The sequence below is a fragment of the Georgenia yuyongxinii genome (assembly GCF_006352065.1).
GTDB lineage: Bacteria > Actinomycetota > Actinomycetes > Actinomycetales > Actinomycetaceae > Georgenia > Georgenia yuyongxinii.
Map to the genome: position 1 here is coordinate 3,959,482 of NZ_CP040915.1, position 24,486 is coordinate 3,983,967.

The window sequence follows — 24,486 nt, forward strand, 5'->3', positions numbered from 1 at the left end:
CTTCGTGTCCGGCGCCGTCCCGGCGACCGGGACCTGCCGTGCTTCCCTGAGGGTTCTGTGACGACGGGTCGGTCATGTCGGTCCCGCTTCCTGCTCGAGTGTGGCGTCGACCGCGTCGCGGAAGGGGTGCCAGGCGCGGGTGAAGGCCGCCAGGGCGTGCTCGCCGTCGTCCGTGAGCACGTAGTAGCGCCTGGGGGGCCCGGCGGTGGACTCCTGCCAGGTGGTCTGGACCAGCCCCGACTTCCGTAGGCGGGCGAGCAGCGGGTACAAGGTGCCCTCGCCGCTCATGAGGATCCCGTCACGAGTGAGGGTGCGGGCGATGTCCAGGCCGTACCGGCTACCGCTTTGCAGCAGCGCGAGGACGCAGTACTCGAGCGCTCCGCGACGGAGGTTCGAGAGGATGCTCTCCTCACCCGGTACCATGCGACACAAGGTAGTGCTCGCCAGCGGCCTCACACAAGGGCCTCACCAACGTGGGTTCGTCGGGTAACCCTGAATCGTGGCCCGTTGCGACCTGCTCAGGACGTCGGCGGCACGTTCCAGTGCTGCAGCACCGGCAACCCGCGCTTGTCGGTGAGCACCCCACGGTGCGCGGCATCGATAAGGAAGCCGACGCCGTGCTCGGGACCCAGCCCGAGCCAGCGGGCGACGAGCACGCGCGACGTGTGGCTGTGCCCGACGACCAGCACGTCGCCGCGCTCGAGCTCGGCACGCACGCGGACCAGCACGCGGTCCACCCGGGCGCCGACCGCAGCGGCATCCTCGCCCCCGGGTGCGCCGTCGGTGAAGAGCTCCCACGGCCCGAGCCCCGCGGCCTCACGCTCGGCGAGGTACTCCGCCGTCGTGCGGCCCTCGAGGTCGCCGTAGTCCCACTCGGTCAGATCCTCGACGACCTCGATCTCCTCGATACCCGCGAGCTCGGCCGTCCGCCGCGCCCGCTGACGCGGGCTGACCAGCACGGCGGCGAAGGCGCGCTCTCCGAGGTCGTCGAGGAGGTGCCGGGCCTGCTGCTCCCCGCGGGCGGTGAGCGGGATGTCCGTGGTGCCCGTGTGCTGCCCGGAGACGCTCCACTCGGTCTCACCGTGCCGGACCACGATCAGCTCGGACACGTCGGCCTCCCTCGTATGAGTGGACGCCAGCATGGCCCTGCCGACACCACGGCGCCATGGGTGGCGCCGCGACAATGGCACCCGGCACCCGGATCGCCCAGGCTCGAGGCTCGAGGCTCGAGGCTCGAGGCTCGAGGCAAGCACGGACCGACCGACGCGCCCGGCGCTGCGGCTGGAATGATGGCGCCATGACTGCGCGCGTCGACCTGGCCACCCTGACCCCACCGATCGCCCTGGGCCCCCTCGACGGGCGCTACCGCAAGGTGGTCGCGCCGCTGACGAACCACCTCTCCGAGGCGGCGCTCAACCGCGCACGGCTCCACGTGGAGGTCGAGTGGCTCATCCACCTCACCGACCAAGGCGTGCTGCCCGGAGCGCCGCGCCTGAGCGAGGCTGACACGGCCTACCTGCGGGACGTCGTCGCGACGTTCGGCGCCGAGGCCGTCGCCGAGCTGGCCGAGATCGAGCGCGAGACCCTGCACGACGTCAAGGCCGTGGAGTACTACCTCAAGCGGCGCCTCGACACCGCGCCCGCCACCCTCGGCGCGGACACCGCGCTCCCCCAGGTGCACGAGATCGTCCACATCTTCTGCACCAGCGAGGACATCAACAACCTCGCCTACGCGCTGACCGTCAAGGACGCCGTCGAGCAGGTGTGGCTGCCCGCCGCCACGGCGATGACCGACGACGTCGCCGCGCTGGCCCGCGAGCACGCCGACGCCGCGATGCTCGCCCGCACGCACGGCCAGCCGGCCACTCCCACCACGCTGGGCAAGGAGCTCGCCGTGCTCGCGCACCGGCTGCGCCGCCAGCTGCGTCGGATCGGTGCCGCGGAGTACCTCGGCAAGATCAACGGCGCCACGGGCACCTACGGTGCGCACACCGTCTCGGTCCCGGGCGCCGACTGGGAGGCCGTGGCGCGCGGGTTCGTCGAGCACCTCGGGCTGACCTGGAACCCGCTGACCACCCAGATCGAGTCGCACGACTGGCAGGCCGAGCTGTACGCCGACGTCGCCCGGTTCAACCGGGTCCTGCACAACCTCGCCACCGACGTGTGGACGTACATCTCGCTCGGGTACTTCGCCCAGCGGCTGTCCGCACAGGGCTCCACCGGCTCCTCGACCATGCCGCACAAGGTCAACCCGATCCGGTTCGAGAACGCCGAGGCGAACCTCGAGATCTCCTGTGCGCTGCTCGACACGCTCGCGGCCACGCTGGTCACCTCGCGCCTGCAGCGCGACCTCACCGACTCGAGCACGCAGCGCAACATCGGCGTCGCGTTCGGCCACTCCCTGCTCGCGATCGACAACGTCCGGCGTGGTCTGGCGGGTCTGGACGTCGACGGCGCCGCCCTGGCGCGCGACCTCGACGCCAACTGGGAGGTGCTCGGTGAGGCGGTCCAGCAGGCCATGCGGGCGGCGTCCATCGCCGGGGCCACCGGCATGGAGGACCCCTACGAGCGGCTGAAGGACCTCACGCGTGGACGCCGGGTGGACGGGCCGGGGATGCGCGAGTTCATCGCCGGGTTGGGCCTGCCCGACGACGTCGAGCAGCGGCTGCTCTCGCTGGAGCCCGGCAGCTACACCGGCATCGCCGCGGCGCTGGTGCGCCACCTCGACGGCTGATCTCAGTGCCGGTCCGGGTTCGCCGCCCGGGCAGCGCTCCGCCGGCTCGGCCCGCCGGCCCGACCCGCGGTCAACGGTTCGCCTCGAGCGACGCCGCGACGGCGGCGACGAACCTCTCGAGATCACCGAGATCCTCAAGACGCGATCGGAGGTCTTCGACGATCTTCGTCCGCAGCGCCGGTGCGAGCGCTGCCGTCATGGCGTCAATGTGTTCCACGGTCCGGTGAGAGCGCGACGGTTCTGCGAATCGTCGGGGCTGCGACGGCGTCGGGCACCCGGAGTGTGATCCACGACGACGACAGCATCGCGCCGGCCCCCGTACCGTTGGCCTACGTGACTTCCCTGCTAGCCGCCGCGGCCACCTCCGACACCCAGCTCGACGGCATCGCCGCATGGGCGGTCTCCGTGATGGAGACGCTCGGCGGCTTCGGCGCCGCGCTGCTCATCGGGCTGGAGAACCTGTTCCCGCCGCTGCCGAGCGAGGTCATCCTGCCGCTGGCGGGGTTCACGGCGTCCCAGGGGTCGCTCGGCCTGGTCGAGATGATCCTGTGGTGCACCGCGGGCTCCGTGGTCGGCGCCTGGGTGCTGTACGGCATCGGAGCCCTGCTGGGTCGCGAGCGGACGCGGGCGATCATGAACTGGCTCCCGCTGGTCAAGATCGAGGACGTCGACAAGACCGAGGCCTGGTTCCACCGGCACGGCAAGGGGACGGTCTTCCTCGGCCGGATGATTCCGATCTTCCGCAGCTTGATCTCGATCCCGGCCGGCATCACCCGGATGCCGCTGCTCCTCTTCACGGCCCTGACGCTCGCCGGGTCGCTGGTGTGGAACACCGTCCTGATCGTCGCCGGCTACGCGCTCGGCGAGAACTGGCACATCGTGGACCAGTACGTCGGGGTGTTCTCCCGCGTCGTCATCGTCGCGGTGATCCTGGCACTCGCCTGGTTCGTCATCGCCCGGGTGCGCAGCATGCGCGTGCACAAGCACTCCGGCGACGACACCGCCGCCTGACGGCCCGGTCCGCAACGCCGTCGGGCCGGCGACCGCCTGACGGCCCGGCCCGCGCCGCCGCCGGGCTGGTCCGGCGCGCCGCCGGCTCAGTTCAGCTGGTCGAGCCGTCGCAGCAGCACGCCCTCGCGCAGCGCCCAGGGGCAGGTCTCGATCTCGTCGACGCAGAGCACCTTCATCGCCCGCTGGGCCACCAGGCCGCCCGCGACGATCTGGTAGGTCCTCTCCGGCGTGATGCCGGGCAGCTCCACCCGCTGCTCGGCCGGCAGCTTCGCCAGGCGGGGCGTCCAGTCCTTGAGGTCGGCCAGCTGCATGCGCCGGCGCTCCTCCGGGCCCACCACCGCCACCCGCTGCCCGGCCAGCCGCGCCAGGGAGCGGAACGTCTTCGACGTCGCGACCACGTGGTCCGGCCTGGGCTGCTCGGCGATGGCCCGCGCCACCGGCGCGAGCGCCGTCTTGATGTGGGCCTTCAGCGCGGCGAGCTCGTCCTCGGTGGGCGGGTCGGTGGGCAGGAACTCGCGGGTGAGGCGGCCCGCTCCGAGCGGCACCGACACGGCGAAGTCCGGGATCTCGTCGATCCCCATGGCGATCTCGAGCGAGCCGCCGCCGATGTCGAGCACGAGGAGCCGGCCCGCGGCCCACCCGTGCCAGCGGCGCGCCGCCAGGAACGTCAGCTCGGCCTCCTCCCGCCCGCTCAGCACCTGCAGCGGCACACCGGCCACCTCCTCCAGGTGGGCGAGGACCTCCGGACCGTTAGCCGCCTCACGGATCGCCGAGGTCGCGATCCCCATCATCTCCTCCGCCCCGAAGCGGTCGGCGGCCTTCGCGGCCGCGGCGACGGCCCGGGACAGGGCGTCCACGCCGGCCTGGACGATGCGCCCGTCATGTCCTAGGTAGCGCATGAGCCGCACGGCGGTCCGCGCCTCGGTCGCCGGGTCGGGGCGCCCGTCGCGCACGGCGTCGACGACGGCGAGATGGACGGTGTTGGACCCGATGTCGAGGACTCCCAGGCGCATAGGCGCCACCGTATCGGCGCCCGGCTCGGCGCCCGGCCGCGGTCCGCGCCTCACAGCACGTAGGGTCGGAACAGACCCCGTTCCCGATCCCGACAGGTCCGCCATGAGCACCGTCATGCAGAAGGCGATCACGCCGCAGATGTCCGCCGCGTACCTCGAGCGCGGTCTCGATCGGGTGGCCGGCTTCGTGCTGCCGGCGGCCGCCGCCTCCGCGGTGACCACCGCAGCCGCCTTGTTCGAGCTGCACGGCCTGGGCTTCCCCGGCTCACCCTTCTCCCCCGACCGACCGATCGACATCCTGCACCTGCCCGTCTCCCCCACCGCCACGCTGCTGCCGGCCACCGGCGGCACGGACGCGGCCTCTCGTCAGGCCAACGGGGGCAAGTTCCTCGACCGCCCGCCGTTCACCGGAACCGGGTTCGCCACCACCGGCGAGGTCGTCGCGCCGCTGTCCTGGCTCGAGCACACCAGGATCAGCCCCGGCGCCCGGTTGTGGCGGTTCGACCCCGGGGCCGCAGAGCCCGAGCTCGTCGGCACCTACCACGGGGTCGCGTTCGGCTGGCAGAACCACCTGGCCGGGGACGAGCTGCACGCCCTGCCGCCGTCGAAGTTCGTCGGGCACGTGGCCAAGCTCGAGCTCGGCGCCTTCGCGGCGGACGTCAAGACGGACGACGACGGCGGCCCCACCGTCGTCACCCTCGTCACCATGTCCGAGCAGGCGGAGCAGCACGGGTTCACCCGTACCAAGGCGGGCACCTGGGCCAAACAGGTCCTCGCCGCCGACGTCGAGCTGTTCGAGATCCACGCGGGGGCCCGCTGGCACGGCATCCCGGTGCGCATCGTGGACCAGGGTCCCGCGCCCGACGGACAGCAGATGTGCCGCATCACCTCCCTCGCCCACGACGCCGACGTGGCCGAGCGCCTCCTCATGGACAAGGTCGACGCGGGCGTGTACGAGACGACGGCGCCGCTCGCCGACCTGGACGACGTGGTGTACGCCCAGCGCGTGCCGAAGGCGTGGGCGAAGGAGGGCCAGCTCAGCCAGGCTCGGGCGGCCGCGCCGGGCGCCGCCGGAGCCACAGCCGCGACCGGTGCTGCCGCAACCGCGGGCGTGGGCGGGGCTGCCGCAACCGCGGGCGCCGCCGGAGCCGGTACCGGTACCGGTACCGGTACCGGTACCGACGCGACCGCACGGCCCCAGACGGCCGCCCGCGGGCCCGCCTCGAAGCACTCCGCCACGCTCCAGCTGATCGCCTTGGGTCTCGCCCGCGTCGCACCCACCGGGTGGACCCGCGTGCGCGTGCTGTGCCGGATGGTGGGCTCACGCGGGGAGATCCTCGCGGCCGCCACCAACCCCGAGGGCAAGGAGCTCATGCTCCCCGGCCTGCCGGAGGATGTCACCGCGGCCATGTCCCAGCTGCGGCACGCCGGCTACGAGCAGGGCCGGGGCACCTGGTACACCGCGATGGTCACGCTCGTCCCCGACGGCACACTGACCCTCAACGTGGACTACACCAACGAGCCTCGCTGGAGCGGGCAGAGTGGCCCCCTCGACCCTGTGGAGTTCGCCGAGGACGCCAAGCGCTACCCTCGCGACGCCGAGCACACGCCGGAGTGGCTCCAGGCCCGCCTCGCAGAGGCCGGCGCGGCGGAGTAACCCCACCCAACCCAGCGCCACCCAACCCAGCGCGCGAGATGTCATCTTCTCCGTGAGATGTCATGTTTTCGCTCTGCGCCGACAGACCATGTGCTCGTCTGCGGGTCTGCGCGGAGCGTCACGACCTGTCCCGACGGGCGTGACGCGTCGTACCCCCCACCCGGCGAACGACGGGACGTAAGTCCTCCCATCGACATACCCCTCCCCCGTATCGTTGTCACCGATACCCCCTGGGGGTACATTTCGGTTGAGCGTGGTCCGCCCTGGGCCGCCCGGACCTGAGGAGCTGTCGTGCCCGGTTACAGCGGGACCAAGGAGCAGTACACCAAGCGGCTGCGTCGCATCGAGGGCCAGGTGCGCGGCATCGCGCGCATGGTCGACGAGGACGTGTACTGCATCGACGTGCTCACCCAGATCTCGGCGGTCACCAAGGCGCTGCAGGCGGTCGGCATCGGGCTGGTCGAGGACCACCTGGGCCACTGCGTCGTCGACGCCGCGCGGTCCTCCCACGAGGAGGGCCAGGCGAAGGTGACCGAGGCCGCCGAGGCGATCGCCCGGCTCGTCCGTTCCTGACCACCCACCCTGACGAACAAGGAGCACACATGAGCACCACCGAGATCGACCGCACCACCGTCGTCGACGTCGAGGGCATGACCTGCGGCCACTGCGTGCAGCACGTCACCACCGAGCTGAAGAACCTCGACGACGTCAAGAACGTCTCCGTCGCGCTCAACGCCGGCGGCGTCTCCCAGGTCACGGTCGTCGCGGACGTCGTCCTCGACGACGCCGCCCTGCGCGCCGCCGTGGACGAGGCCGGCTACACCGTCGCCGCCATCCACCGCGACTGACGCCGGCGGCCCGCCGCCCGACAGTCCCCCGTTCCGCACCCGAGAGAGGCCCCCGTGACCACCGCAACCGAGACCGGCAGCGCATCGCTCACCGTCGTCGGTGAGGTCGACATCAGCGTCGAGGGCATGACCTGCGCGTCGTGCGTCAACCGGGTCGAGAAGCGGCTGGCCAAGGTGCCCGGGGTCCGCGCGATGGTCAACCTCGCCACCGAGTCCGCCCACGTCGAGCTCACCTCTGACGTCCCCGACAGCGAGCTCCTCGCAGCAGTCGAGGCGGCCGGCTACACCGCGACGGTGACGGGCTCGCGCCGGCGGACCGCCGACGCCGCGGCCGCCCCGACCCCGGCCGGCACCGCGGCCGCCGCACCGGACGCCACCGCCGACACCTCCTCCCCCGCCGAGCGCCGCGCTGCCGACCTCAAGCGCCGGCTGCTCGTCTCCGCCGTCCTGACCGTGCCGGTCACCGCGCTCTCCATGGTCCCGGCCGTGCAGTTCCCGGGTTGGCAGTGGCTGGTCATGGTGCTGGCGCTGCCGGTGGTCACCTGGGGCGCCTGGCCCTTCCACGCCTCTGCCGCGCGGGCCGCGCGGCACGGCGCCTCGACCATGGACACCCTGGTGTCCCTCGGTGTCGCGGCGGCGACGCTGTGGTCGCTGTGGGCGATCACCCTCGGCGGCGCGGGCGAGATCGGCATGCGCATGCAGTTCTCGCTCTTCCCCGCCCAGGGCGGGATGCACGCCACGCCGGAGCTGTACTTCGAGACGGCCGCGGTGGTCACCACGTTCCTCCTCACCGGCCGCTACGCCGAGTCGCGCTCACGCCGCCGGGCCGGGGACGCCCTGCGGTCGCTGCTCTCCCTCGGCGCCAAGGACGTCGCGCGGGTCACCCTCGACGCCGGCGGGAACCGCACCGAGACCCGGGTGCCGATCGACGCGCTCGTGGTCGGCGACCTGTTCGCCGTCCGCCCGGGCGAGAAGGTGGCCACCGACGGCGTCGTCGTCGAGGGCACCTCGGCCCTGGACACCTCCCTGCTCACCGGCGAGCCCGTGCCGGTGGACGTCGGCGCGGGCGACGAGGTGGTCGGCGCGACCGTCAACACCTCCGGCCATCTGCTCGTGCGGGCCACCCGGGTGGGGGAGGAGACCACGCTGGCGCAGATCGGCCGCCTGGTCACCCAGGCGCAGACCGGGAAGGCGCCGGTGCAGCGCCTGGCCGACCGGATCTCCGCGGTCTTCGTCCCCATCGTCATCGTGCTGGCGCTGGGCACTCTCGCGGTGTGGCTGCTGCTGGGCAACCCGGTGCAGTCCGCCTTCACGGCCGCCGTCGCCGTCCTCATCATCGCCTGCCCGTGCGCCCTCGGGCTCGCGACCCCCACCGCGCTGCTGGTGGGCACCGGCCGCGCCGCACAGCTCGGCATCCTCATCAAGGGCCCGGAAATCCTCGAGTCCACCCGCCAGGTCGACACCATCGTGCTGGACAAGACCGGCACGGTCACCGAGGGCCGCATGGTCCTCGGTGAGGTCCTCGCCCCGTCCGAGGTGCACCGCCACGTCGTCGGCGCCGCCGCCGACACCGGCACGGACGACCTGCGCGCCCAGGCCCTGTGGCTCGCCGCCGCCGCGGAGGCGGGCAGCGAGCACCCCATCGCCCGGGCCATCGTCGAGGCGGCCCAGGCCGGGGCGCAGCGGGCCGGCACCGCGCTGGCGCCCGCCACCGACTTCACCAACCACGCCGGGCGCGGCGTCGCGGCCACGGTGGACGACGGCGGTACCTCCCGTCGCGTCCTCGTCGGCCGCCCGTCCTGGCTCGCCGAGCAGGGCGTGGCCGGTGCGGGCGAGGACGACGAGGTGGTCCGTGCGCACCGCCACGCCGAGCGCGACGGCGCGACCGCCGTCGTCGTCGCCTGGGACGGTCGGGCGCGCGGCGTGCTGACCGTGCGCGACGCTGTCAAGCCCACCTCGGCCCAGGCGATCGTCCAGCTCGAGGAGCTGGGCCTGACCCCGTACCTGCTCACCGGCGACAACCGCGCCGCCGCCGAACGGGTGGCCGGCGAGGTCGGCATCGCCGCCGAGCACGTGATCGCCGAGGTGCTGCCCGAGCAGAAGCTGCAGGTGGTCAAGGACCTGCAGGGCCACGGCAAGGTGGTGGCCATGGTCGGCGACGGCGTCAACGACGCCGCAGCGCTGGCCCAGGCCGGCCAGCGTGGCCTCGGGCTGGCGATGGGCACCGGGACCGACGTCGCCATCGAGGCCTCCGACATCACCCTGGTGCGCGGAGATCTGCGGGCCGCCGCGACAGCCATCCGCATCTCCCGCGGGACGCTGCGGATCATCAAGCAGAACCTGTTCTGGGCGTTCGCCTACAACGTCGCCGCCATCCCGCTGGCGGCGCTGGGGCTGCTCAACCCGATGATCGCCGGCGCTGCGATGGCGGCCAGCTCGGTGATCGTGGTGGGCAACTCGCTGCGGCTGCGCCGGGCGGGCTGAGCCTCCCCCCGCCCGCTTCCACCCGCGAGATGTCAACTTCTCCGCGAGATGTCACGGCATCTCGCCGAGAGGTTGCTCTCTGTGCCTAACCGACCACGATCACCCGCGCGCCGACGACCTCGTACGTGCCCTTCGCACGCGCGTCCCGGGTAGCCAGGGTCGCGCCATTCTCTGCCGCGGCCAGTGCGACCAGCGCGTCGTAGACCGCGCCGCCCGCCACGTCGGCACGGCTGAGGACGTCCGGCAGGCGGGCGGCGGTGCCGGGCCGCAGAAGCAGCGGTGGCCCGAACCGCTCGCGTAGCAGGCGGGCCGCATTCGCGGGACTCACCCGCAGATCACCGGGAAGCCGGGTCAGGACCGAGTACGTCTCCGCGAGCGCGTGACCGCTTAGTGCCACGTCCCGGCCGTCCCACCAGCGCGTGACGAGCTGGTGCGCGCTGTGACTCTGCACCAGCAGAGGAATCGCGACGCTGGTGTCGAGCGCGAGCGGCGCGCTCATCTCCGGCCGGTGTCGAGCAGCCGGAAGACGTCCTCATCGTCGATTGCCGTCTCGCCCGCCACGACGAGCGCCCCCGCCTCCTCGACCAGCCGGGCAGTGCGCCCGGTCGGCACCACCTGCAGCCCTGCGCCGTAGCGCGAGATGTCCACGGTCGATCCCTCGCGCAGGCCGAGCGCGTCACGAAGTGGCTTCGGCACCACGATGCGCCCGACGGAGTCCACGGTGGCCTTCATGGGAATACGCTACCAGCGAGATCCCAGTGAGCGGCCGCGAGCCGCCGGGCCGGCGCGGAAGAGGCCGGAAGAGACCGCGAGAGGCGGGAACCATCGGGAGCTGAGCCCCATGCGGCCGGGAATGCCACCCGGGCAGTGTGAGGCACGGCCGGTGACACCCGGCCGCCGGCGCCCGCCGGCATCCCGAGACCCGGAGGTCACCGTGAACCGCTCTCCCGCCGTGCCCCTCACCCTCGCCGGCGCGCTGCTGATCGCGACCGCCGCCCCGTTCGCGCTGGAGCTCACCAGCGGCGACGAGAAGTTCAGCACCACGGCGCTCAGTGGGATGTACCTCGTCCGGATGGCCCTCGCGCTGATCGGCACCCTGGCCCTGCTCGTGGCCATCCCCAGGCTTCGCGCCCTTCCTGGCACCGGTGGTCACCTGCCCGGCTGGTCGCTGGATGCGGCCCTGATCGCCACGGCCCTGACGGCAGCCACACAGTTCGTCCAGCTCTTCGTCGTCCGCTGGTTGGGTGACATCGATCCGGACTTGCTCGACATACCGATGGGCGGCGTCCTCATGGCTTCGATGGTCGCTTCCTGGGTCCTGTACCTCTTGGCCTGGACCATCGTGGGCGGCCTGGCGCTACGTCGGCAGGTAGTGCCCGTCCCGGCCGGCGTCCTGCTGATCATCGGCGCCGTGCTCCAGCCGGTATTCGGTCCCCTTGCCGCGCTGCCGTTCGGGGCGGCACTGCTGATGACTGCACGCGCCGCGCGGGGCTCGACCATCCAGGTCACGGACGCGTCTGCGGCCCCGATCGCCTCCCGTTCCTGACGAGTCGCCCTACAGTTCGGGCGTGCAAAGGGTGTTTACGTGAACCGGGCCGCCGTCGGCGTCGTCCTCGGCATCGACGCCGTGGCGTCGCTCCTGGTGGTGGTCACGCTGGTGACGATGCCGGCGTCCGCGGAGTCGCCCGGCGCCCGGGTCACCCAGCTGGCCTTCGTGCTGGGCACCCTGGGACTGGCCGTCGTCGGCGCCCTCGTGGTGCTAAGACGGCCGGACCAGCACCACATCGGGTGGCTGCTCCTCACGGTCGGTGCCCTGGGCGGCGCCGGCCGGGCCGTCACCGCCCTCGCCCTCCTCGATCCGGCCAGGACCGGGGCGGGGCTGGCGTGGGTCACGAACTGGGCATGGGTGCCCGGCACGACGGCGGTGCTCCTGCTGCTCCTGCGCCTGCCGACGGGCGTGCTGCCCCGGCCGCGGTGGCGATGGGTGGAGCGGGCGGTGCTGGGCTGGGGCGGCGTGACGCTCGTGGTCACCGCCGTGGTCCCCGGTCCGCTGGCCGTCACGCCCCTCGGCCGCGACAACCCCGTCGGTATCGTCTCGGCGCCGTGGCTCACGGACCTGCTCACGCCGGTCTTCCTCGCCCTCCAAGCGCTGGTGGTGGTCTGCGCCTCCGCGCTGGTCGCCCGGTACCGGCAGGCAGATACCGAGGAACGCGCGCAGCTGCGCTGGGTAGGGGCGGCCGTGGCCATCCTCGCCGTCGCCGCGCCGCTCGCGGCGATCAGCTCCGCCTGGGCGGTGGTGGAGGGGGCGGCGTACCTACTGCTGCCCGCGGGGCTCACGGTGGCTGTCCTGCGTCACCGCCTCTACGACCTCGGCCTCGTCGTGCGCCGCACCCTCGTGCACGGCGTGGCCGCGGCCCTCCTCATGGCGCTCTACGTCGCCACGGTGACAGCCGGTCAAGCACTGCTGCGCGGCTGGGCGCCCGACGTGCTGGCGGCGGCCGTCGTCGCCGTCGCGGCGGTCCCGGTGCTCACCGCGGTGCGGCGGGGCACCGAGCGCCTGATCTTCGGCGACCGGCACGATCCGGACCGTGTGGCCAGCGAGCTCGCTGAGCGGCTCTCCGCCACCCCACAGGCACTGCTACCGCAGGTGGCCGAGGAGGTGGGGCGGACACTGCGCCTGCCCTATGTCGCGATCGAGCTGTCCGACGGCACCGTTGCGGCCTGCTGGCCCGGGCACGGGTCCGACGCCGAGGGGCTGCGAGTGCCCCTCCGGCACGCGGGCAAGACCGTGGGCCACCTCGTGGCGGGGCGACGAAGCCCCGCCGAGAGGTTGGACGGCCGGGACCGCCAGCTGCTCGAGCGCGTGGCGGCGCACGCGGGACTCGCGGTGCACTCCGCGCTGCTGACCGTGGCGCTGCACCGGACGACCGAGCGCCTCCGGCTCGCCCGCGCCGACGAGCGCGTCCGCCTGCAGCGCGACCTGCACGACGAACTCGGGCCCGCCCTGGGCGCCATCGCCATGCGCGCCGAGGCGGCACGGAACCTGGTGCGCTCCGGCACCGACCCGGCCCTGGTCGACGACGTGCTCGCCGGGGTCCAGGACGGCGCGGAGGTCGCGGTGGCGGAGGTGCGCCGGATCCTCGCCGAGCTGCCGCCGCAGGTCCTGCAGGAGCAGGGCCTGGTGGCTGCACTCGAGCACGTCGCGCGGACGGCACCGCCTGGACTGCGGGTGGAGCTGGAGGTGGAGGAGCTGGGAGCCCTCCCGCCCGCCGTCGAGCTCGCGATGTACCGCCTCGCCGCCGAGGCCATGCGCAACGTGGTGCGGCACGCCGGGGCCACGACGGCGACGGTCCGCGTGCGCCGGTCGGCTGACGAGGTGGAGCTCCTGGTCGTCGACGACGGCGTAGGCCTGCCCGGGCAACCGCTTGAGGGCGTGGGGCTCGGCTCGATGCGGGCCCGGGCCGCCCAGCTCGGCGGCCGCCTGGAGATCCGAGCGGCACGCGGCAACGGTGAGGCACGGCACGCGGCCGCCGCCCTGGCCGCCGCGACGGGCACGGTCGTCCATGCCCTCATCCCGCTGGAGCAGCCATGACGCTGCGCGTGCTGCTCGCCGACGACCACCCGCTCTTCCTCGACGGGCTACGCCTGCTGCTGGAGACCGCCGGCCTCCAGGTCGTCGGCACCGCCGCCGACGGTGCCACCCTCCTTCAGCTCGCCGAACGGGTGGAGGCAGACGTCGCCGTCGTCGACCTCGACATGCCGGGCACCGACGGGGCCGCCGCCACCGAGGTCCTGGTGGCCGCCCACCCCGACCTCGCCGTGCTGGTGCTGACGATGCACGACGACGCCGCCTCGGTGCACCGGGCGTTGCGGGCCGGCGCCTGCGGGTACGTGCTCAAGGGCGCCGGGCACGGCGCCGTGGTGCGGGCCGTGCGTGCCGTGGCGGAGGGGGACGTCGTGATCTCCGGTGACGTGCGCGGCGCGGCCCTCTCGTCGCAGAACCAGCCGGGTGCCCGGCCCTCCACCGTCCTCCCCGCGCTGACCGACCGGGAGCACGAGATCCTCTCCCTGGTGGCTCGCGGGGACGGCAACGCCGCCATCGCTGCGCGGCTGCACCTCTCCCTCAAGACCGTGCAGAACTATGTCAGCGCCCTGCTCATGAAGCTCCAGGTGCCCAGCCGCGCCGCCGCAGTTGCGCTCGCACGGGACGCCGGTCTCTGAGAGCCGGGGGCGGCGGCGCGCTAGCGCGCCGCGACCAGCCCCTCGAGCAGGTCGACCGTCACCTCGTCGAGGCCGCCCACGCTGACGGCCGCCAGCGCGAGGGCGTCCGCGGCGGGCGGAAACGCCTCGTGCGGCACGGCGACGACCACCATCCCCGCGGCCGCCGCCGAGCGCAGGCCGTTGCTGGAGTCCTCGATGGCCACGGTGCGAGCGGGGTCCACGCCGAGCAGCTCGCAGGCGCGCGCGTACCCGTCCGGGGCGGGCTTGCCGGCGGCCACCTCCTCGGTGGAGACGGTGACCCGGAAGTGCTGGGCGATGCCGAGGGCGTCGAGCGAGGCGTCGATGAGCCGGCGCGGAGAGGATGACGCCAGCCCGAGCGGCCACCGCTGCGCCAGCCGCTCGACCGTCGCCACCGCGCCGGGCCGGGCAGGGCGGGCAGGTGGACGCGGTACCGCTCCGCCATGGCGGCGATGGTGCGTTCGGCGACGTCGGCGGCGTCGCCACGCACCCCCACCGTGGCGGCCATGTAGTCGGACCACTCCGGCGTGCTCATGCCCATCATCGCCTCGGTCGCCTCGCCGGGCCACGGCACGCCGTCCTCGGCGGCAAGCTCGCGCCGCACCTCGTCCCAGATGGTCTCGGTGTCGGTCAGCACGCCGTCCATGTCGAACACAACGGCGGCGACGGGCGAGGGGGTCTGCTCAGGCATGCACCCATCATGCCGATCGCGCTGCTCGGCCATGACGCCGAGCTCCGCTGACCACGTCCGGCCGGGGGCGGGGGACACTGGTCGGGTGAGCCCGCACGATCCTGCGTCCGCCGCCACGACCGCCGCTGCCACCGGCGCCGCTCCGGCCGTCGGCGCTCCCGCCATCGACCCCGGCGTGGGCAATGGGGAGGCGGCGGCGTTCCCGGAAAGTGCGGCTGCCCCGGACGGGGCGGTGTCCCCGGACGGTACCCGCCGGCCCTCCGGCCGAATACGCGCCCGGCTGCGCACCGAGGTGCTCATCGTGCTCGGGCTGTCGCTGGGACAGTCGGCGACGTACGCGGTCGTCAACATCATCGCCCGCCTCACGGCCGGGACACCCCTGGGGCAGCAGACCGCGGCACTGAACGTCTCCCGCTCCGCCCGCCCGTACCTGGACCTGACCTACCAGCTTCTCGGCATCGGCTTCGCTCTCGTGCCGGTCGCACTCGCGCTGTTCCTCCTCGCCGAACCCGGCCGCCGGGCCACCGCACGGATCGGGCTCGACCTGCACCGCCCGTGGCGCAACCTCGCCGCCGGCGTCGGGCTCGCCGCCCTCATCGGCATCCCCGGGCTGGCCGTGTACCTGCTCGGACGCACCCTGGGCCTCACCGTCGAGGTGCAGGCGTCCGCGCTCAACGCGCACTGGTGGACCGTGCCCGTCCTCATCCTCGCCGCGCTGCAGAACGCGCTGCTCGAGGAGGTGATCGTGGCCGGGTACCTCATCGAGCGGCTCGAGCAGCTCGGTTGGCGCCACGGCGCCGTCGTCGCGGCGAGCGCGCTCATGCGCGGCGCGTACCACCTCTACCAGGGCTTCGGCCCGTTCGTCGGCAACGCCGTCATGGGCGTCGTGTTCGCCGAGTACTACCGCCGCCGACGGCGGACCATGCCCCTCGTCGTCGCGCACACGCTGATCGATTTGGTGGCCTTCGTCGGCTACGCGCTGCTGCCGGCGGGGGTGCTGGCCGCGCTCGGCCTGGCCTGATCCCTTCGCCGAGATGTCATCTTCTCCGCCAGATGTCATGACCTGTCGCGGAGCACATGACATCTCGCGAGGGAGGCGGCCGACGGAGCACATGACATCTCGCGACGGAGGCGACCGACGGAGCACATGACATCTCGCAACCTCGGCGGGCGGTCGTGACGGGCTGTCGCGACCGGTCGGCGAAGGCCCGGCCCGTAGAATCCGGGCCATGACGCAGCAGCTGGGCGAGGGCGGCACGACCGTGCCCGCGAGCGCCCCGCGCGAGGAGAGCTCGCCGCGCCGCCTCGTGCTGCTGGTCGACGCCCCGCAGGCGCGGGTGCGCCGGCCCGGCGACCTGCTGGCCCTCATCGCCAGCGCGCTCGGCATCGTCTTCGTGCTGGTCCTGGCGGTCTACGCCAACGCCACCACCGAGGGCGTGACCGAGGACGTGCAGTCCGCGGTCGCCGACATCCTGCGCCAGGCCCTCCTGCTGCCCGTGACGGTCCTCGAGGGCATCGTGACGCTCTTCGTCCCGATCGTGGTCCTGGTGGACCGGCTGGTCCGGCGCAGCTGGCGCTCGGCACTGGAGGCCGCCATCACCGCGGCCGTCGCGGCGCTGCTGGTGGTCCTCGCCCTATGGCTGCTGAACGCCTTCGCGCCGCCGTCACTGGCCAACGGGCTGTCGATCACCAGCGATGGTCGCACCGTCATCGCGCTCAACCCCTACGTGGCTGCCCTCTCCGGGCTGCTCACCGCGGTGGGCGACCGCTCCCACAGCCGGCTGCTCACCTGGACCTGGGGCCTGCTGTGGGTGGTGCTCGGCCTCGCGGTGGTGCAGGGCGAGCAGACCCTGCCCGGCGCTGTCGTCACCGTGCTGCTCGGCCGCACCGCCGGGCTCGGCATGCGCTACGCCTCGGGGGTGCTGCACGAGCGCGCCACCGGCATCTCCCTGGTCCGTGGGCTGCGGCGGTCCGGCCTGGACCCGGTGCGGGTGGTCCGGATGGACCCGCTCGTCACCGGCACGCACGCGCAGGCATGGACGGTGACCACCTCCTCCCCGATCGGCTACACCGAACGGCTGCGCGAGCCCCACGCCGAACGCGTCACGCCCGTCGACCACGAGAGCTGGCCCCACGAGCGCCGCGGGCAGCCGCACGCCCACGACCAGCCGCAGACGCCGGCGGACCTCCTCGCCGCCGTCGACCGGGAAGGGGCGGCGGCGGGCGACACCATCGTCCCCGACGTGCTCACCGACCCCGAGAGGGTCCTCGCCGAGGCCTCCTCCTCCGCGGGCCTGACCCGAGACCTCGAGGGTGTGCACCGGCTCTACGCGGTGTGGGACGTGCGGGGCCGCCGACACGACGTCATCGTGCTCGACGGCGACCGTCACGTGGTCGGCTACCTCACCAGCCTCTGGGACAGCGTGCGGCTGCGCGGGCTCGCCCGGCACCCGGCGCGCACCCTGCGGGAGGCGGGCAACCGGGCGGCCCTGATGTCGCTCGCCACGCAAGCCGTCGGGGTGCGCACGCGGCCGCTCATCGGGATCACCGAGTCGCGGGACTCGGTGCTCATCGTGACCCAGCACCTCGCGGACGCCCGGCGGCTGGACGAGCTCGTCCCTGACGAGATCGACGACCGCCTCCTCGACCAGGTCTGGGAGCAGGTCCGCACCGCCCACGCCCGCGGCATCGCCCACCGGGACCTGCACGCCGGTTCGGTGCTCGTCGACCCGTCCCGGGACGTGTGGATCGTGGACTGGGAGGGCGGGGAGATCATCTCCTCCGAGCTGGCCCGGCGCATCGACCTCGCCCAGCTGCTGGCCATGCTGGCCGTGCTGGTCGGCGAGGAGCGGGCGCTCGCGTCGGCCGAGCGCGCCCTCAGCCGGGACCAGATGGCCTCCATGGCGCCGCTGCTGCAGACAGTGGCACTGCCGGGCCGCACCCGGGACGCCGCGCGGAACCACCGCGACCTGCTCGCCACGCTGCGGCAGCGCCTGATCGCGCTCGTGCCCACCGCCGACGTCGCCCCGCTCCAGCTCAACCGGTTCTCCCCGCGCACCGTCATCACCGCCACGCTCGCCGTCGTCGCCATCTGGGTACTGCTGAGCTCGCTGAACTTCCGCGAGGTCGCGAACGCGGTGACGAGCGCGAACCCCGCGTTCATGGTGCTGGCCTTCGTCATGGGTCTGCTCACCTTCGTCGGCTCGGCGGTAAGCCTCGCCGCGTTCTCCCCCGGACGGCTCGGGCTGTGGCGCACCACACTCGTCCAGGTCGCCGCCTCGGTGGTCTCCCTCGTCGCCCCCGCGGGTATCGGCCCGGCCGCCCTGAACCTGCGGTACCTCAACAAACAGCGGATCACCACACCGATAGCGGTCGCGAGCGTGGGCCTGGTGCAGCTGTCCCAGTTCGTTACCACGGTGCTGCTGCTCGTCGTCGTCGCGCTGGTGACCGGCTCCGTCGGCACGCTCAGTGCGCCGTCGCCGACGGTGCTCGCCGCCGTGCTCGGCGGGCTCGCGCTGGTGGGGGTCACGCTCCTGGTCCCCCGGGTGCGGGCCTGGGTGTGGGCCAAGGTCCAGCCGACGCTGCAGCAGGTGTGGCCCCGACTGGTGCAGGTGGCGTCCGACCCCCGCCGGCTGCTCGCCGGCATAGCCGGGAACCTGCTCGTGACCGTCGGGTACGTCACCGCGTTCGGCGCGTCGCTCGCGGCTTTCGGGCACACCCTGCCGCTGACCAACCTGGCGATCACCTACCTGGCCTCGAACTCCATCGGCTCCGTGGTGCCCTCACCCGGTGGTATCGGGCCCGTCGAGGTGGCGCTCACCGGCGGTCTCACCGTGGCGGGGATCCCCTACGCGACGGCCCTGTCGGTCGCGCTCCTGTTCCGCGTGCTGACGTTCTGGGGCCGCGTGCCGCTCGGCTGGGCGGCCCTGCGGCACCTGCAGCGCCGCGACGTCATCTGAGTCGCGAGAGGTATCAGCGCGGCACCGGCGCGCCCTGGGCCCACGATTCGCACCAGGTCATCGGTTTGCCCGGTCCGGGACCCGGCGATTCGCCCCCGGGCGACGACCGAGGGTTCCCGGGCCGACCGAGGGTGGCCGGCCACCCTCGGTCGGCCCGAACACCCTCGGTCGGCGCGGGTCGATGACACCCGCGGGTACGCTCGACCCGCGCCGCGGATCCTCACCGGTCCCGGCGCACGCAGAACTGCTGAGAGTGGACGGAGGACGGCGATGACCACGGAGCCGTCCGCAGCCGAAGAGGCGCGTGACCGCCCCCGCCCCGTGAGCCCGGCCGTCCGCGACCATGCCGCCGGGCCCCTCACACGGGCCCACCATGCCGCCGGGCCCCGCACCCGAACGGACCATGCCGCCGCGCCTCGCACCCGGGCGGACCGGTGGATTCCCTGGGCCCTGGCCACCGCCGTCGCCGCGCTGTACTCCGCGTTCGCGGTGACCCAGTGGCGGCTGCTGGAGTCGCCGTCGTGGGACCTGGGCATCTTCACCCAGCTGGCCAAGGCGTACGCCCACCTCGAGGCGCCGATCGTCACCATCAAGGGCGAGGGGTTCAACCTCCTCGGCGACCACTTCCACCCGCTGCTGGTCCTCCTCGGCCCGGTCTACCGGCTCTTCCCGTCCGGGCTCAGCGTGCTGATCCTGCAGGCGGTGATGCTCGGGCTGTCAGTCGTGCCGGTGACCTCGGTGGCCCGCGAGCTGTTAGGCCGGGGCCGGGGCACCGCGCTCGGCGTCGCCTACGGGCTCAGCTGGGGGCTGCAGGGCGCGGTCGCCGCCCAGTTCCACGAGATCGCGTTCGCGGTGCCGCTGCTCGCCTTCGCGCTCGCCGCGTTCCTGCGCCACCGGTGGTGGGCGTGCGCGCTGTGGGCGGCGCCGCTGGTCTTCGTCAAGGAAGACCTCGGGCTGACGGTCGCGGCGCTGGGCCTGGTGATGGTCTGGCGGGGCTGGCGCTCGGCGCACGACGGCGGCCCGCTCCTGCCTGCCCTGCGTGGCGACCGCCAGGCCCGGATCGGCGCGGGGCTGACGGTCTGGGGCGCCGCCTGGTCGGCGCTGGCGATCCTGGTGATCCTCCCGGCGCTGAACCCCGGCGGCCGGTGGGACTACGTCGACCGCCTCGCGGCGCAGGAGGAGCGGTCCGTGCTCCAGGCCCTCCTGGATGCGTTCGTCCCGGGCGAGAAGTACCTGACCGTCCTCCTGCTCGTCGCTGCGGCCGGCATCGTGGGCATGCGCTCGCCCCTGGTGTGGCTGTGGGTCCCGACGCTGGCATGGCGGTTCCTCGGCACCGTCGAGCACTACTGGGGCTGGCAGTGGCACTACTCCGCGATCCTCATGCCGGTGGCGGCGGCCGCGATCGTCGACGCCGTCGCTCGGCATCCGAGGGTGCGCACCGGCGCCGCGAACCTGGGCGTCGCCGTCGCGCTCACGACGACCGTCCTCATGCTGCCGGTGCTCCCGCTCGCCCGGCTGGTCCAGCCGCAGACGTGGGAGCTGCCCGACCGGCACGACGCCGCGATGGCGGCGGTCGACGCCGTCCCCCGCGGGGCCACGGTCGAGTCGGACATCTACCTCATGGCCTACCTCGTGCCGCGGGCGCGCGTGTACTGGGTGGGGAACACGAACCCGGCGCCAGAGTACGTGCAGCTCGACACGCTCAGGCGCACGTGGCCCGACCATGACATCACCGACGCCGCGTCCTTCGCCGAGGGCCGGCACCCCGGCACGGTCTACGAGCTGGTGCTCGATGCCGACGGTTACCAGGTGGCCAGGCGTGTCGGCTGAGCGGCCCGGCGAGGACGCCGTGCCCTCCTTCCGGCCGACCTACCTGCGGCCAGAGGCGTGGGTGACCGTCGGCGTCGGTGGTGCGGCGGGCACGCTGGCCCGGTACGGCACGGGTCTCCTCGGTGCCGACGCGCTGTGGCCGACCGTCGCGGTGAACCTGGTGGGCGCGTTCCTGCTCGGTGTGCTCCTCGAGGTCTACGCACACCACGGCCCGACGCCTAGCGGGGACCGGCTGCGCCTCCTGCTGGGCACCGGGTTCCTTGGTGGCTTCACCACCTACAGTGCGTTCGCGCACCAGGTCACGGCGCTGATCGGCGGCGAGGTGGTGGCCGGGCTGGTCTACGGCGTCGGCCTCGTGCTCGCCGGCCTGGCGGCCGCGGCCGCCGGTGTGGCGGTGGGCGGCGCGCTGGGCCGGGGCCGCGGCCGCGGCCGCGGGTGATGGTGCTGCTGATCGCCCTGGCGGGCGGGCTGGGCGCGGTGTGCCGGCTGGTCGTGGATGGCATGGTCCGCGCCCGCACCTCCCTGGGTGACCCGGACGGCATCACCCTGGTCAACGTCACCGGCTCGTTCGTGCTCGGCCTCGCGACGGCGCTGCTCGCCGCCGGCGGCGGGGCGCTGGCCGTGGTGGGCGCCGGGTTCTGCGGCGGGTACACCACGTTCTCCACGGCCATGGTCGACGGCGTGAACCTCCTCCGTGACGGGCGTGTGGGGCGCGCCCTCGTCACGGTCGGGGGCACGCTGGTGGCGAGCGTCGCCGCGGCCGGGCTCGGCCTGGTGGTCGGCGGGGCGCTCGCGGGCTGAGAAGCGGCGGGGTCCCGTGCACGACCGGCCGCGCGCCGGCCGGACGGCGGGAGCCTCCGCCACATTGCCTACAGTGGTGTCATGTCCACCCGTCTCGTGCGCACCTTCCCGTCGTTCCCCGCCCTGCTCGCCGCGCTGCTCACCGCGCTGGTCCTGCTCGGCGTGGCCGCGGCCCCGGCGGCCCAGGCGCACGACGCGCTGACGGGGTCGAGCCCGGCCTCCGGTGAGACGCTGGACGCGGCACCCCAGGAGGTCACGCTGACCTTCAACAACGACCTGCTCGACGCCACCCAGGCGATCGTGGTCGCGGATGCCGGCGGGCAGACCGTGGCCGAGGGCTCGCCGACCATCGAGGGCGGCACCGCCACGTTCGCGCTGCCGGCGCTCGCCGGCGGGGACTACACCGTCACCTGGTCCGTGGTCTCCTCAGACGGGCACCGCATCGACGGCGAGTACGGCTTCACCGTCACCGCGGCCGCCGCGGAGCCCACCACCGCACCCGAGCCGACGGCGTCGGCCGAGCAGACCGCCGCCCCCGAGATGGTCAGCGGGCAGGACGACGCGACCGCAGGCGCGGCCACCGAGGAACCGTCCGACAACACCGACGGCGGCCAGTTCCTGCCGCTGTGGCTGGTGCTGCTGCTCTCCGTCGGGGCGCTCGGCGGCGTCGTCGCCGTCGCCGTGCGTTTCTGGCGCTCGAACGATCGCTGAGTCGCGTGGGGGCCGGTCGCGGGTCCGGGGGACGCAGGTCGGCCCGCGGACGGATGCGGGACCACCTCGGCCCCGTGACGCTCGGGCTCAGTAGTCCTTCAGCTCGCCGAGCACCTCGGCGAGCACCTCGGGCGGGGTGCCGGTGGAGGTCACCTTGAAGCCGGCCTCGTCGTCCTCGAGCTCCTCGAGGGTGGCGACCTGGGAGCTCAGGAGGCTGGCCGGCATGTAGTGACCCTCGCGCGTCTGCATGCGCTCGGCGGTCAGGTCCACGGGCGGCGCCATGTGCACGAACACCGTGTTCCCCTCGGCGCCGCGCAACACGTCGCGGTACTTCTTCTTCAGCGCCGAGCAGGTCACCACGGTGGAGCGGCCGGCGCGGGCCTCCGTCGTCATCCAGTCCTGGATGGACTGCAGCCAGGGTGCGCGGTCGTCGTCGTCCAGCGGCGTGCCGGCGTGCATCTTGTCCCGGTTGGCCTGGCTGTGGAACTCGTCGCCCTCGGCGAACACGTAGCCGAGCTTGCCGGCGAGCATCATCGCGAGCGTGGTCTTGCCTCCGCCGGAGACGCCCATGACGATGACGTGCCTAGGGCCGCGGGAGCGCTTGGGCAGCGGGGACATCTCGGTGGCGGGGATCTCGGTCATGGCGCGTCGACTCCGAATCGCAGGGGCGGGACTTCCCCGAAACCTACTCGGCCCCTGGGACGCGGGCCATGCCTTGCCAGCAGTTGCAGCCCGCCATCGTGGCGACGTGGGTCACAACCGGCGTCATCGTCCCGCGAGCTCCCCGGGCAGGAGCTCCGGGGCGAGCACCAGCAGCCAGAACCGCAGGAACCGGCCCGCCAGCGAGATCACGGCAAAGAGCCACCACCGCATGCCCACCGTGCCCGCCAGCACCGAGACGACGGCGTAGGGCGGCACCCCGGCGAAGGCGCTGACCGCCGTCACGGCGCTGGGACCCCACGCGTGCGCGCGGCACCACGCCTCCACGGCCGTCATGCGGGTGGCCCACCGGCCACCGGCCGCGCCCCGGCGGCGCACCCGGGCGACGTCGAGCACACCGCGCCCGACGAGGTAGAAGAGCATCTTGCCCGCCACCTGGCCGGCCGCGCCGCTCAGCGCCAGCCATACGGGCGCGACGTCCCAGGCCAGGGCGACGCCCACAAGGTACGCCTCCGCGGGCAGCACGACCACGACGGCCGCGAGCAGGCAGTACAGGAAGCTCGTGAGGAGCACGGTCACGCCGGTGCACTCAGCCGATCAGCGCCGGCGCCAGCACGGCCGCCCACCGGGCGTACCCGGCGGGACTGGGGTGCAGGCCGTCGGCGGAGATCAGGTCCGCCGGCAGCGGGAGGGTGTCGACCGGCACGTACGTCGCCCCGGTGGCGACGGCGGCCGCCCGGGTAGTGGCGCCCATCCACCGGGCCTTGGCCACCAGCACGGGCACGATCGGGCGGGGCAGCGCGGGGATGGCCCGCAGGTCCGGCAGCCCGCTGACCACCACCCGGGCGTCCGGGCACCGGTGTGCCACCGCGCCCAGCAGGGCGAGGACGTCACGTTCGAAGGTGCCGCGCCGCCACGTGCGCTGGACGTCGTTGACGCCGATCAGCACCGCCACGTGGGTTGGCGCCCACGCCGGGTCGGCGAGAGCGGGCACCAGGTCCCGGGCGACGACGCGGGCGGTCGCGCCGCCGCACCCGTGCACCCGCCAGCTCACCGCGCGCCCGGTGGCCCGACCGAGCTCGTGGGCGAGGTGCCCGGCCATCGACGTCTCGTGGGTGGGCGCGCCGTGGCCGGCGGCGGTGGACTCCCCCACGACCGCCAGCCGCAGCGCCGGGGTGGTCCCGGGAACGGTGCCCTCGAGCGGGCCGGCGGCCGCTGGGAGGGCGACCCGGCGTACTCGCGGCGGCGGTGGGACCCGGCGCTCTCGCGCCGGCGGTGCGGTCATGGCGCCATGATGCCCTGTGCGGGCGACCGGCCGGTGCCCGGCCCGGTCGCGACCCGGATAACGTGCGGTCATGCCCTCCTTCCGTGACCCCGGACCGCAGGAGTTCGACGCCGTCATCGTCCGGGCGGACACCACCGGCTCCTCGGCCTTCGTCGAGTTCCCGGGGGACGTCCCGGAGCTGTTCGGGGTCAAGGGCCGCGTGCCCGTGGCCGCCACGTTCGACGGCGTGCCGTACCAGGGCTCGCTCGTCACCTACGGCGGTCCGCACCTGATCCTGGTGCGCTCCGACGTCCAGGCCCGGCTCGGCAAGGGCCCCGGCGACACCGTGCGGGTGGCGCTTCGGCTCGACACGAGCGAGCGCGTGGTCGAGCTCGCCGAGGACGTCCGGGCGGCCCTGGAGGCGGACGGCGTGCTGGCCACCTTCCGGGCGATGTCCTTCTCCCATCAGCGCGAGTACACGCAGTGGATCGAGGAGGCCAAGCGGCCCGCCACGCGCGCCGGACGGATCAGCAAGACCGTCGCACGGGTGGGCGAGGGGCGACGGCTGAAGGGCTGATCGGGGT

Annotated in this window: 26 protein-coding genes and 1 pseudogene; 16 read left to right on the top strand and 11 right to left on the bottom strand. The window is 73.6% G+C overall.

Features of this window, described 5'->3' with window-relative positions; translation table 11 throughout:
- Nucleotides 1-72: 72 nt before the first annotated feature.
- Nucleotides 73-423, bottom strand: a complete 351-nt coding sequence (locus tag FE374_RS18040; RefSeq protein ID WP_139930818.1) for a PadR family transcriptional regulator — start codon at nt 421-423, stop codon at nt 73-75.
- 95 nt (nt 424-518) lie between these two features.
- Nucleotides 519-1,109 (bottom strand): histidine phosphatase family protein, encoded by a 591-nt coding sequence (locus tag FE374_RS18045; RefSeq protein ID WP_230978385.1) that lies wholly within the window; start codon nt 1,107-1,109, stop codon nt 519-521.
- A 188-nt stretch (nt 1,110-1,297) separates the two neighbouring features.
- Between FE374_RS18045 and purB the strand changes: the two genes are divergently transcribed.
- Nucleotides 1,298-2,734 (top strand): adenylosuccinate lyase, encoded by a 1,437-nt coding sequence (gene purB / locus FE374_RS18050; protein WP_139930822.1) that lies wholly within the window; start codon nt 1,298-1,300, stop codon nt 2,732-2,734.
- A 70-nt stretch (nt 2,735-2,804) separates the two neighbouring features.
- Here the strand turns inward: purB and FE374_RS20135 are convergent, their stop codons facing one another.
- On the bottom strand, nt 2,805-2,933 hold the full coding sequence (locus FE374_RS20135) for a hypothetical protein (RefSeq protein WP_269142048.1): 129 nt from the start codon (nt 2,931-2,933) through the stop codon (nt 2,805-2,807).
- Nucleotides 2,934-3,058: 125 nt separating this feature from the next.
- Between FE374_RS20135 and FE374_RS18055 the strand changes: the two genes are divergently transcribed.
- A complete protein-coding gene (locus tag FE374_RS18055) occupies nt 3,059-3,745 on the top strand; it encodes a DedA family protein (protein WP_230978602.1) in 687 nt (228 codons plus the stop codon).
- 86 nt (nt 3,746-3,831) lie between these two features.
- On the opposite strand, the gene FE374_RS18060 is transcribed toward FE374_RS18055, so the two are convergent.
- Nucleotides 3,832-4,758 carry a Ppx/GppA phosphatase family protein gene (locus FE374_RS18060; RefSeq protein WP_139930824.1) on the bottom strand — a complete coding sequence of 309 codons (927 nt, stop codon included), beginning with the start codon at nt 4,756-4,758 and terminating at the stop codon, nt 3,832-3,834.
- Between the two features lie 103 nt (nt 4,759-4,861).
- On the opposite strand from FE374_RS18060, the gene FE374_RS18065 reads away from it, so the two are divergent.
- The 4 genes from FE374_RS18065 to FE374_RS18080 all read left to right on the top strand — a co-directional run bounded on the left by FE374_RS18065 (nt 4,862) and on the right by FE374_RS18080 (nt 9,747).
- Entirely contained in the window at nt 4,862-6,415 is a 1,554-nt protein-coding gene (locus tag FE374_RS18065; RefSeq protein WP_139930826.1) for a hypothetical protein, read from the top strand.
- 291 nt (nt 6,416-6,706) lie between these two features.
- On the top strand, nt 6,707-6,988 hold the full coding sequence (locus FE374_RS18070; RefSeq protein WP_139930828.1) for a metal-sensitive transcriptional regulator: 282 nt from the start codon (nt 6,707-6,709) through the stop codon (nt 6,986-6,988).
- A gap of 29 nt (nt 6,989-7,017) precedes the next feature.
- Complete coding sequence (locus FE374_RS18075) at nt 7,018-7,263, top strand: heavy-metal-associated domain-containing protein (RefSeq protein ID WP_139930830.1); 246 nt, start codon at nt 7,018-7,020, stop codon at nt 7,261-7,263.
- A gap of 54 nt (nt 7,264-7,317) precedes the next feature.
- Nucleotides 7,318-9,747 carry a heavy metal translocating P-type ATPase gene (locus FE374_RS18080; RefSeq protein WP_168205746.1) on the top strand — a complete coding sequence of 810 codons (2,430 nt, stop codon included), beginning with the start codon at nt 7,318-7,320 and terminating at the stop codon, nt 9,745-9,747.
- An 85-nt stretch (nt 9,748-9,832) separates the two neighbouring features.
- Here FE374_RS18080 and FE374_RS18085 read toward each other — a convergent pair whose 3' ends face one another.
- Both FE374_RS18085 and FE374_RS18090 read right to left on the bottom strand, forming a co-directional pair.
- Nucleotides 9,833-10,246, bottom strand: coding sequence for a type II toxin-antitoxin system VapC family toxin (locus FE374_RS18085; protein ID WP_139930832.1), 414 nt, complete (start codon nt 10,244-10,246; stop codon nt 9,833-9,835).
- Nucleotides 10,243-10,479, bottom strand: coding sequence for an AbrB/MazE/SpoVT family DNA-binding domain-containing protein (locus tag FE374_RS18090; protein ID WP_139930834.1), 237 nt, complete (start codon nt 10,477-10,479; stop codon nt 10,243-10,245). Before FE374_RS18090 ends, FE374_RS18085 begins: the two co-directional genes overlap by 4 nt.
- Nucleotides 10,480-10,681: 202 nt before the next feature.
- On the opposite strand from FE374_RS18090, the gene FE374_RS18095 reads away from it, so the two are divergent.
- From FE374_RS18095 to FE374_RS18105, 3 genes are read left to right on the top strand one after another with little or no spacing between them, the layout of a single operon-like run.
- A complete protein-coding gene (locus FE374_RS18095; RefSeq protein ID WP_139930836.1) occupies nt 10,682-11,293 on the top strand; it encodes a hypothetical protein in 612 nt (203 codons plus the stop codon).
- A gap of 39 nt (nt 11,294-11,332) precedes the next feature.
- Nucleotides 11,333-13,339 (top strand): sensor histidine kinase, encoded by a 2,007-nt coding sequence (locus FE374_RS18100; protein WP_139930838.1) that lies wholly within the window; start codon nt 11,333-11,335, stop codon nt 13,337-13,339.
- The gene (locus FE374_RS18105; RefSeq protein WP_139930840.1) at nt 13,336-13,968 is read left to right on the top strand and encodes a response regulator transcription factor; all 633 of its coding nucleotides are present in this window, start codon (nt 13,336-13,338) and stop codon (nt 13,966-13,968) included. The genes FE374_RS18100 and FE374_RS18105 overlap by 4 nt, the downstream gene beginning before the upstream one ends.
- Before the next feature lie 20 nt (nt 13,969-13,988).
- On the opposite strand, the gene FE374_RS19595 is transcribed toward FE374_RS18105, so the two are convergent.
- Together FE374_RS19595 and FE374_RS20350 are read right to left on the bottom strand one after the other, a co-directional pair.
- Nucleotides 13,989-14,381, bottom strand: coding sequence for an HAD family hydrolase (locus FE374_RS19595; RefSeq protein WP_223173575.1), 393 nt, complete (start codon nt 14,379-14,381; stop codon nt 13,989-13,991).
- A gap of 131 nt (nt 14,382-14,512) precedes the next feature.
- Nucleotides 14,513-15,031, bottom strand: a pseudogene (locus FE374_RS20350) (hypothetical protein); the annotation flags it as partial.
- On the opposite strand from FE374_RS20350, the gene FE374_RS18115 reads away from it, so the two are divergent.
- The 6 genes from FE374_RS18115 to FE374_RS18140 all read left to right on the top strand — a co-directional run bounded on the left by FE374_RS18115 (nt 14,946) and on the right by FE374_RS18140 (nt 21,978).
- Nucleotides 14,946-15,698 (top strand): CPBP family intramembrane glutamic endopeptidase, encoded by a 753-nt coding sequence (locus FE374_RS18115; protein WP_456319104.1) that lies wholly within the window; start codon nt 14,946-14,948, stop codon nt 15,696-15,698. The pseudogene FE374_RS20350 and the gene FE374_RS18115 overlap by 86 nt on opposite strands.
- 208 nt (nt 15,699-15,906) lie before the next feature.
- Nucleotides 15,907-18,636 (top strand): lysylphosphatidylglycerol synthase transmembrane domain-containing protein, encoded by a 2,730-nt coding sequence (locus FE374_RS18120; protein WP_139930845.1) that lies wholly within the window; start codon nt 15,907-15,909, stop codon nt 18,634-18,636.
- A 270-nt stretch (nt 18,637-18,906) separates the two neighbouring features.
- Nucleotides 18,907-20,466 carry a DUF2079 domain-containing protein gene (locus tag FE374_RS18125; protein ID WP_139930847.1) on the top strand — a complete coding sequence of 520 codons (1,560 nt, stop codon included), beginning with the start codon at nt 18,907-18,909 and terminating at the stop codon, nt 20,464-20,466.
- A complete protein-coding gene (locus tag FE374_RS18130) occupies nt 20,456-20,905 on the top strand; it encodes a CrcB family protein (protein WP_230978386.1) in 450 nt (149 codons plus the stop codon). Before FE374_RS18125 ends, FE374_RS18130 begins: the two co-directional genes overlap by 11 nt.
- Nucleotides 20,905-21,267 carry a fluoride efflux transporter FluC gene (locus FE374_RS18135; RefSeq protein ID WP_139930851.1) on the top strand — a complete coding sequence of 121 codons (363 nt, stop codon included), beginning with the start codon at nt 20,905-20,907 and terminating at the stop codon, nt 21,265-21,267. Before FE374_RS18130 ends, FE374_RS18135 begins: the two co-directional genes overlap by 1 nt.
- A gap of 81 nt (nt 21,268-21,348) precedes the next feature.
- Nucleotides 21,349-21,978 (top strand): copper resistance CopC family protein, encoded by a 630-nt coding sequence (locus tag FE374_RS18140; protein ID WP_139930853.1) that lies wholly within the window; start codon nt 21,349-21,351, stop codon nt 21,976-21,978.
- 87 nt (nt 21,979-22,065) lie between these two features.
- Here FE374_RS18140 and FE374_RS18145 read toward each other — a convergent pair whose 3' ends face one another.
- From FE374_RS18145 to FE374_RS18155, 3 genes are all read right to left on the bottom strand, one after another.
- The gene (locus FE374_RS18145) at nt 22,066-22,620 is read right to left on the bottom strand and encodes a gluconokinase (RefSeq protein ID WP_230978387.1); all 555 of its coding nucleotides are present in this window, start codon (nt 22,618-22,620) and stop codon (nt 22,066-22,068) included.
- Nucleotides 22,621-22,743: 123 nt separating this feature from the next.
- Nucleotides 22,744-23,217, bottom strand: coding sequence for a VTT domain-containing protein (locus FE374_RS18150; RefSeq protein ID WP_139930855.1), 474 nt, complete (start codon nt 23,215-23,217; stop codon nt 22,744-22,746).
- A 10-nt stretch (nt 23,218-23,227) separates the two neighbouring features.
- Nucleotides 23,228-23,923, bottom strand: a complete 696-nt coding sequence (locus FE374_RS18155) for an SGNH/GDSL hydrolase family protein (protein WP_168205747.1) — start codon at nt 23,921-23,923, stop codon at nt 23,228-23,230.
- Between the two features lie 70 nt (nt 23,924-23,993).
- Here FE374_RS18155 and FE374_RS18160 point away from each other — a divergent pair, with 70 nt between their 5' ends.
- Nucleotides 23,994-24,479: a YdeI/OmpD-associated family protein gene (locus FE374_RS18160; RefSeq protein ID WP_139930859.1), complete on the top strand. Its 486-nt coding sequence runs from the start codon at nt 23,994-23,996 to the stop codon at nt 24,477-24,479.
- Nucleotides 24,480-24,486 lie beyond the last annotated feature (7 nt).

Coding starts and splice junctions, on each gene's coding strand:
- FE374_RS18155 (WP_168205747.1), bottom strand. CDS start 23,923: ATGACCGCACCGCCGGCGCGAGAGCGCCGGGTCCCACCGCCGCCGCGA.
- FE374_RS20135 (WP_269142048.1), bottom strand. CDS start 2,933: ATGACGGCAGCGCTCGCACCGGCGCTGCGGACGAAGATCGTCGAAGAC.
- FE374_RS18120 (WP_139930845.1), top strand. CDS start 15,907: ATGACGCAGCAGCTGGGCGAGGGCGGCACGACCGTGCCCGCGAGCGCC.
- FE374_RS18040 (WP_139930818.1), bottom strand. CDS start 423: ATGGTACCGGGTGAGGAGAGCATCCTCTCGAACCTCCGTCGCGGAGCG.
- FE374_RS18135 (WP_139930851.1), top strand. CDS start 20,905: ATGGTGCTGCTGATCGCCCTGGCGGGCGGGCTGGGCGCGGTGTGCCGG.
- FE374_RS18160 (WP_139930859.1), top strand. CDS start 23,994: ATGCCCTCCTTCCGTGACCCCGGACCGCAGGAGTTCGACGCCGTCATC.
- FE374_RS18090 (WP_139930834.1), bottom strand. CDS start 10,479: ATGAAGGCCACCGTGGACTCCGTCGGGCGCATCGTGGTGCCGAAGCCA.
- FE374_RS18125 (WP_139930847.1), top strand. CDS start 18,907: ATGACCACGGAGCCGTCCGCAGCCGAAGAGGCGCGTGACCGCCCCCGC.
- FE374_RS18060 (WP_139930824.1), bottom strand. CDS start 4,758: ATGCGCCTGGGAGTCCTCGACATCGGGTCCAACACCGTCCATCTCGCC.
- FE374_RS18085 (WP_139930832.1), bottom strand. CDS start 10,246: ATGAGCGCGCCGCTCGCGCTCGACACCAGCGTCGCGATTCCTCTGCTG.
- FE374_RS18145 (WP_230978387.1), bottom strand. CDS start 22,620: ATGACCGAGATCCCCGCCACCGAGATGTCCCCGCTGCCCAAGCGCTCC.
- FE374_RS18105 (WP_139930840.1), top strand. CDS start 13,336: ATGACGCTGCGCGTGCTGCTCGCCGACGACCACCCGCTCTTCCTCGAC.
- FE374_RS18140 (WP_139930853.1), top strand. CDS start 21,349: ATGTCCACCCGTCTCGTGCGCACCTTCCCGTCGTTCCCCGCCCTGCTC.
- FE374_RS18075 (WP_139930830.1), top strand. CDS start 7,018: ATGAGCACCACCGAGATCGACCGCACCACCGTCGTCGACGTCGAGGGC.
- FE374_RS18065 (WP_139930826.1), top strand. CDS start 4,862: ATGAGCACCGTCATGCAGAAGGCGATCACGCCGCAGATGTCCGCCGCG.
- purB (WP_139930822.1), top strand. CDS start 1,298: ATGACTGCGCGCGTCGACCTGGCCACCCTGACCCCACCGATCGCCCTG.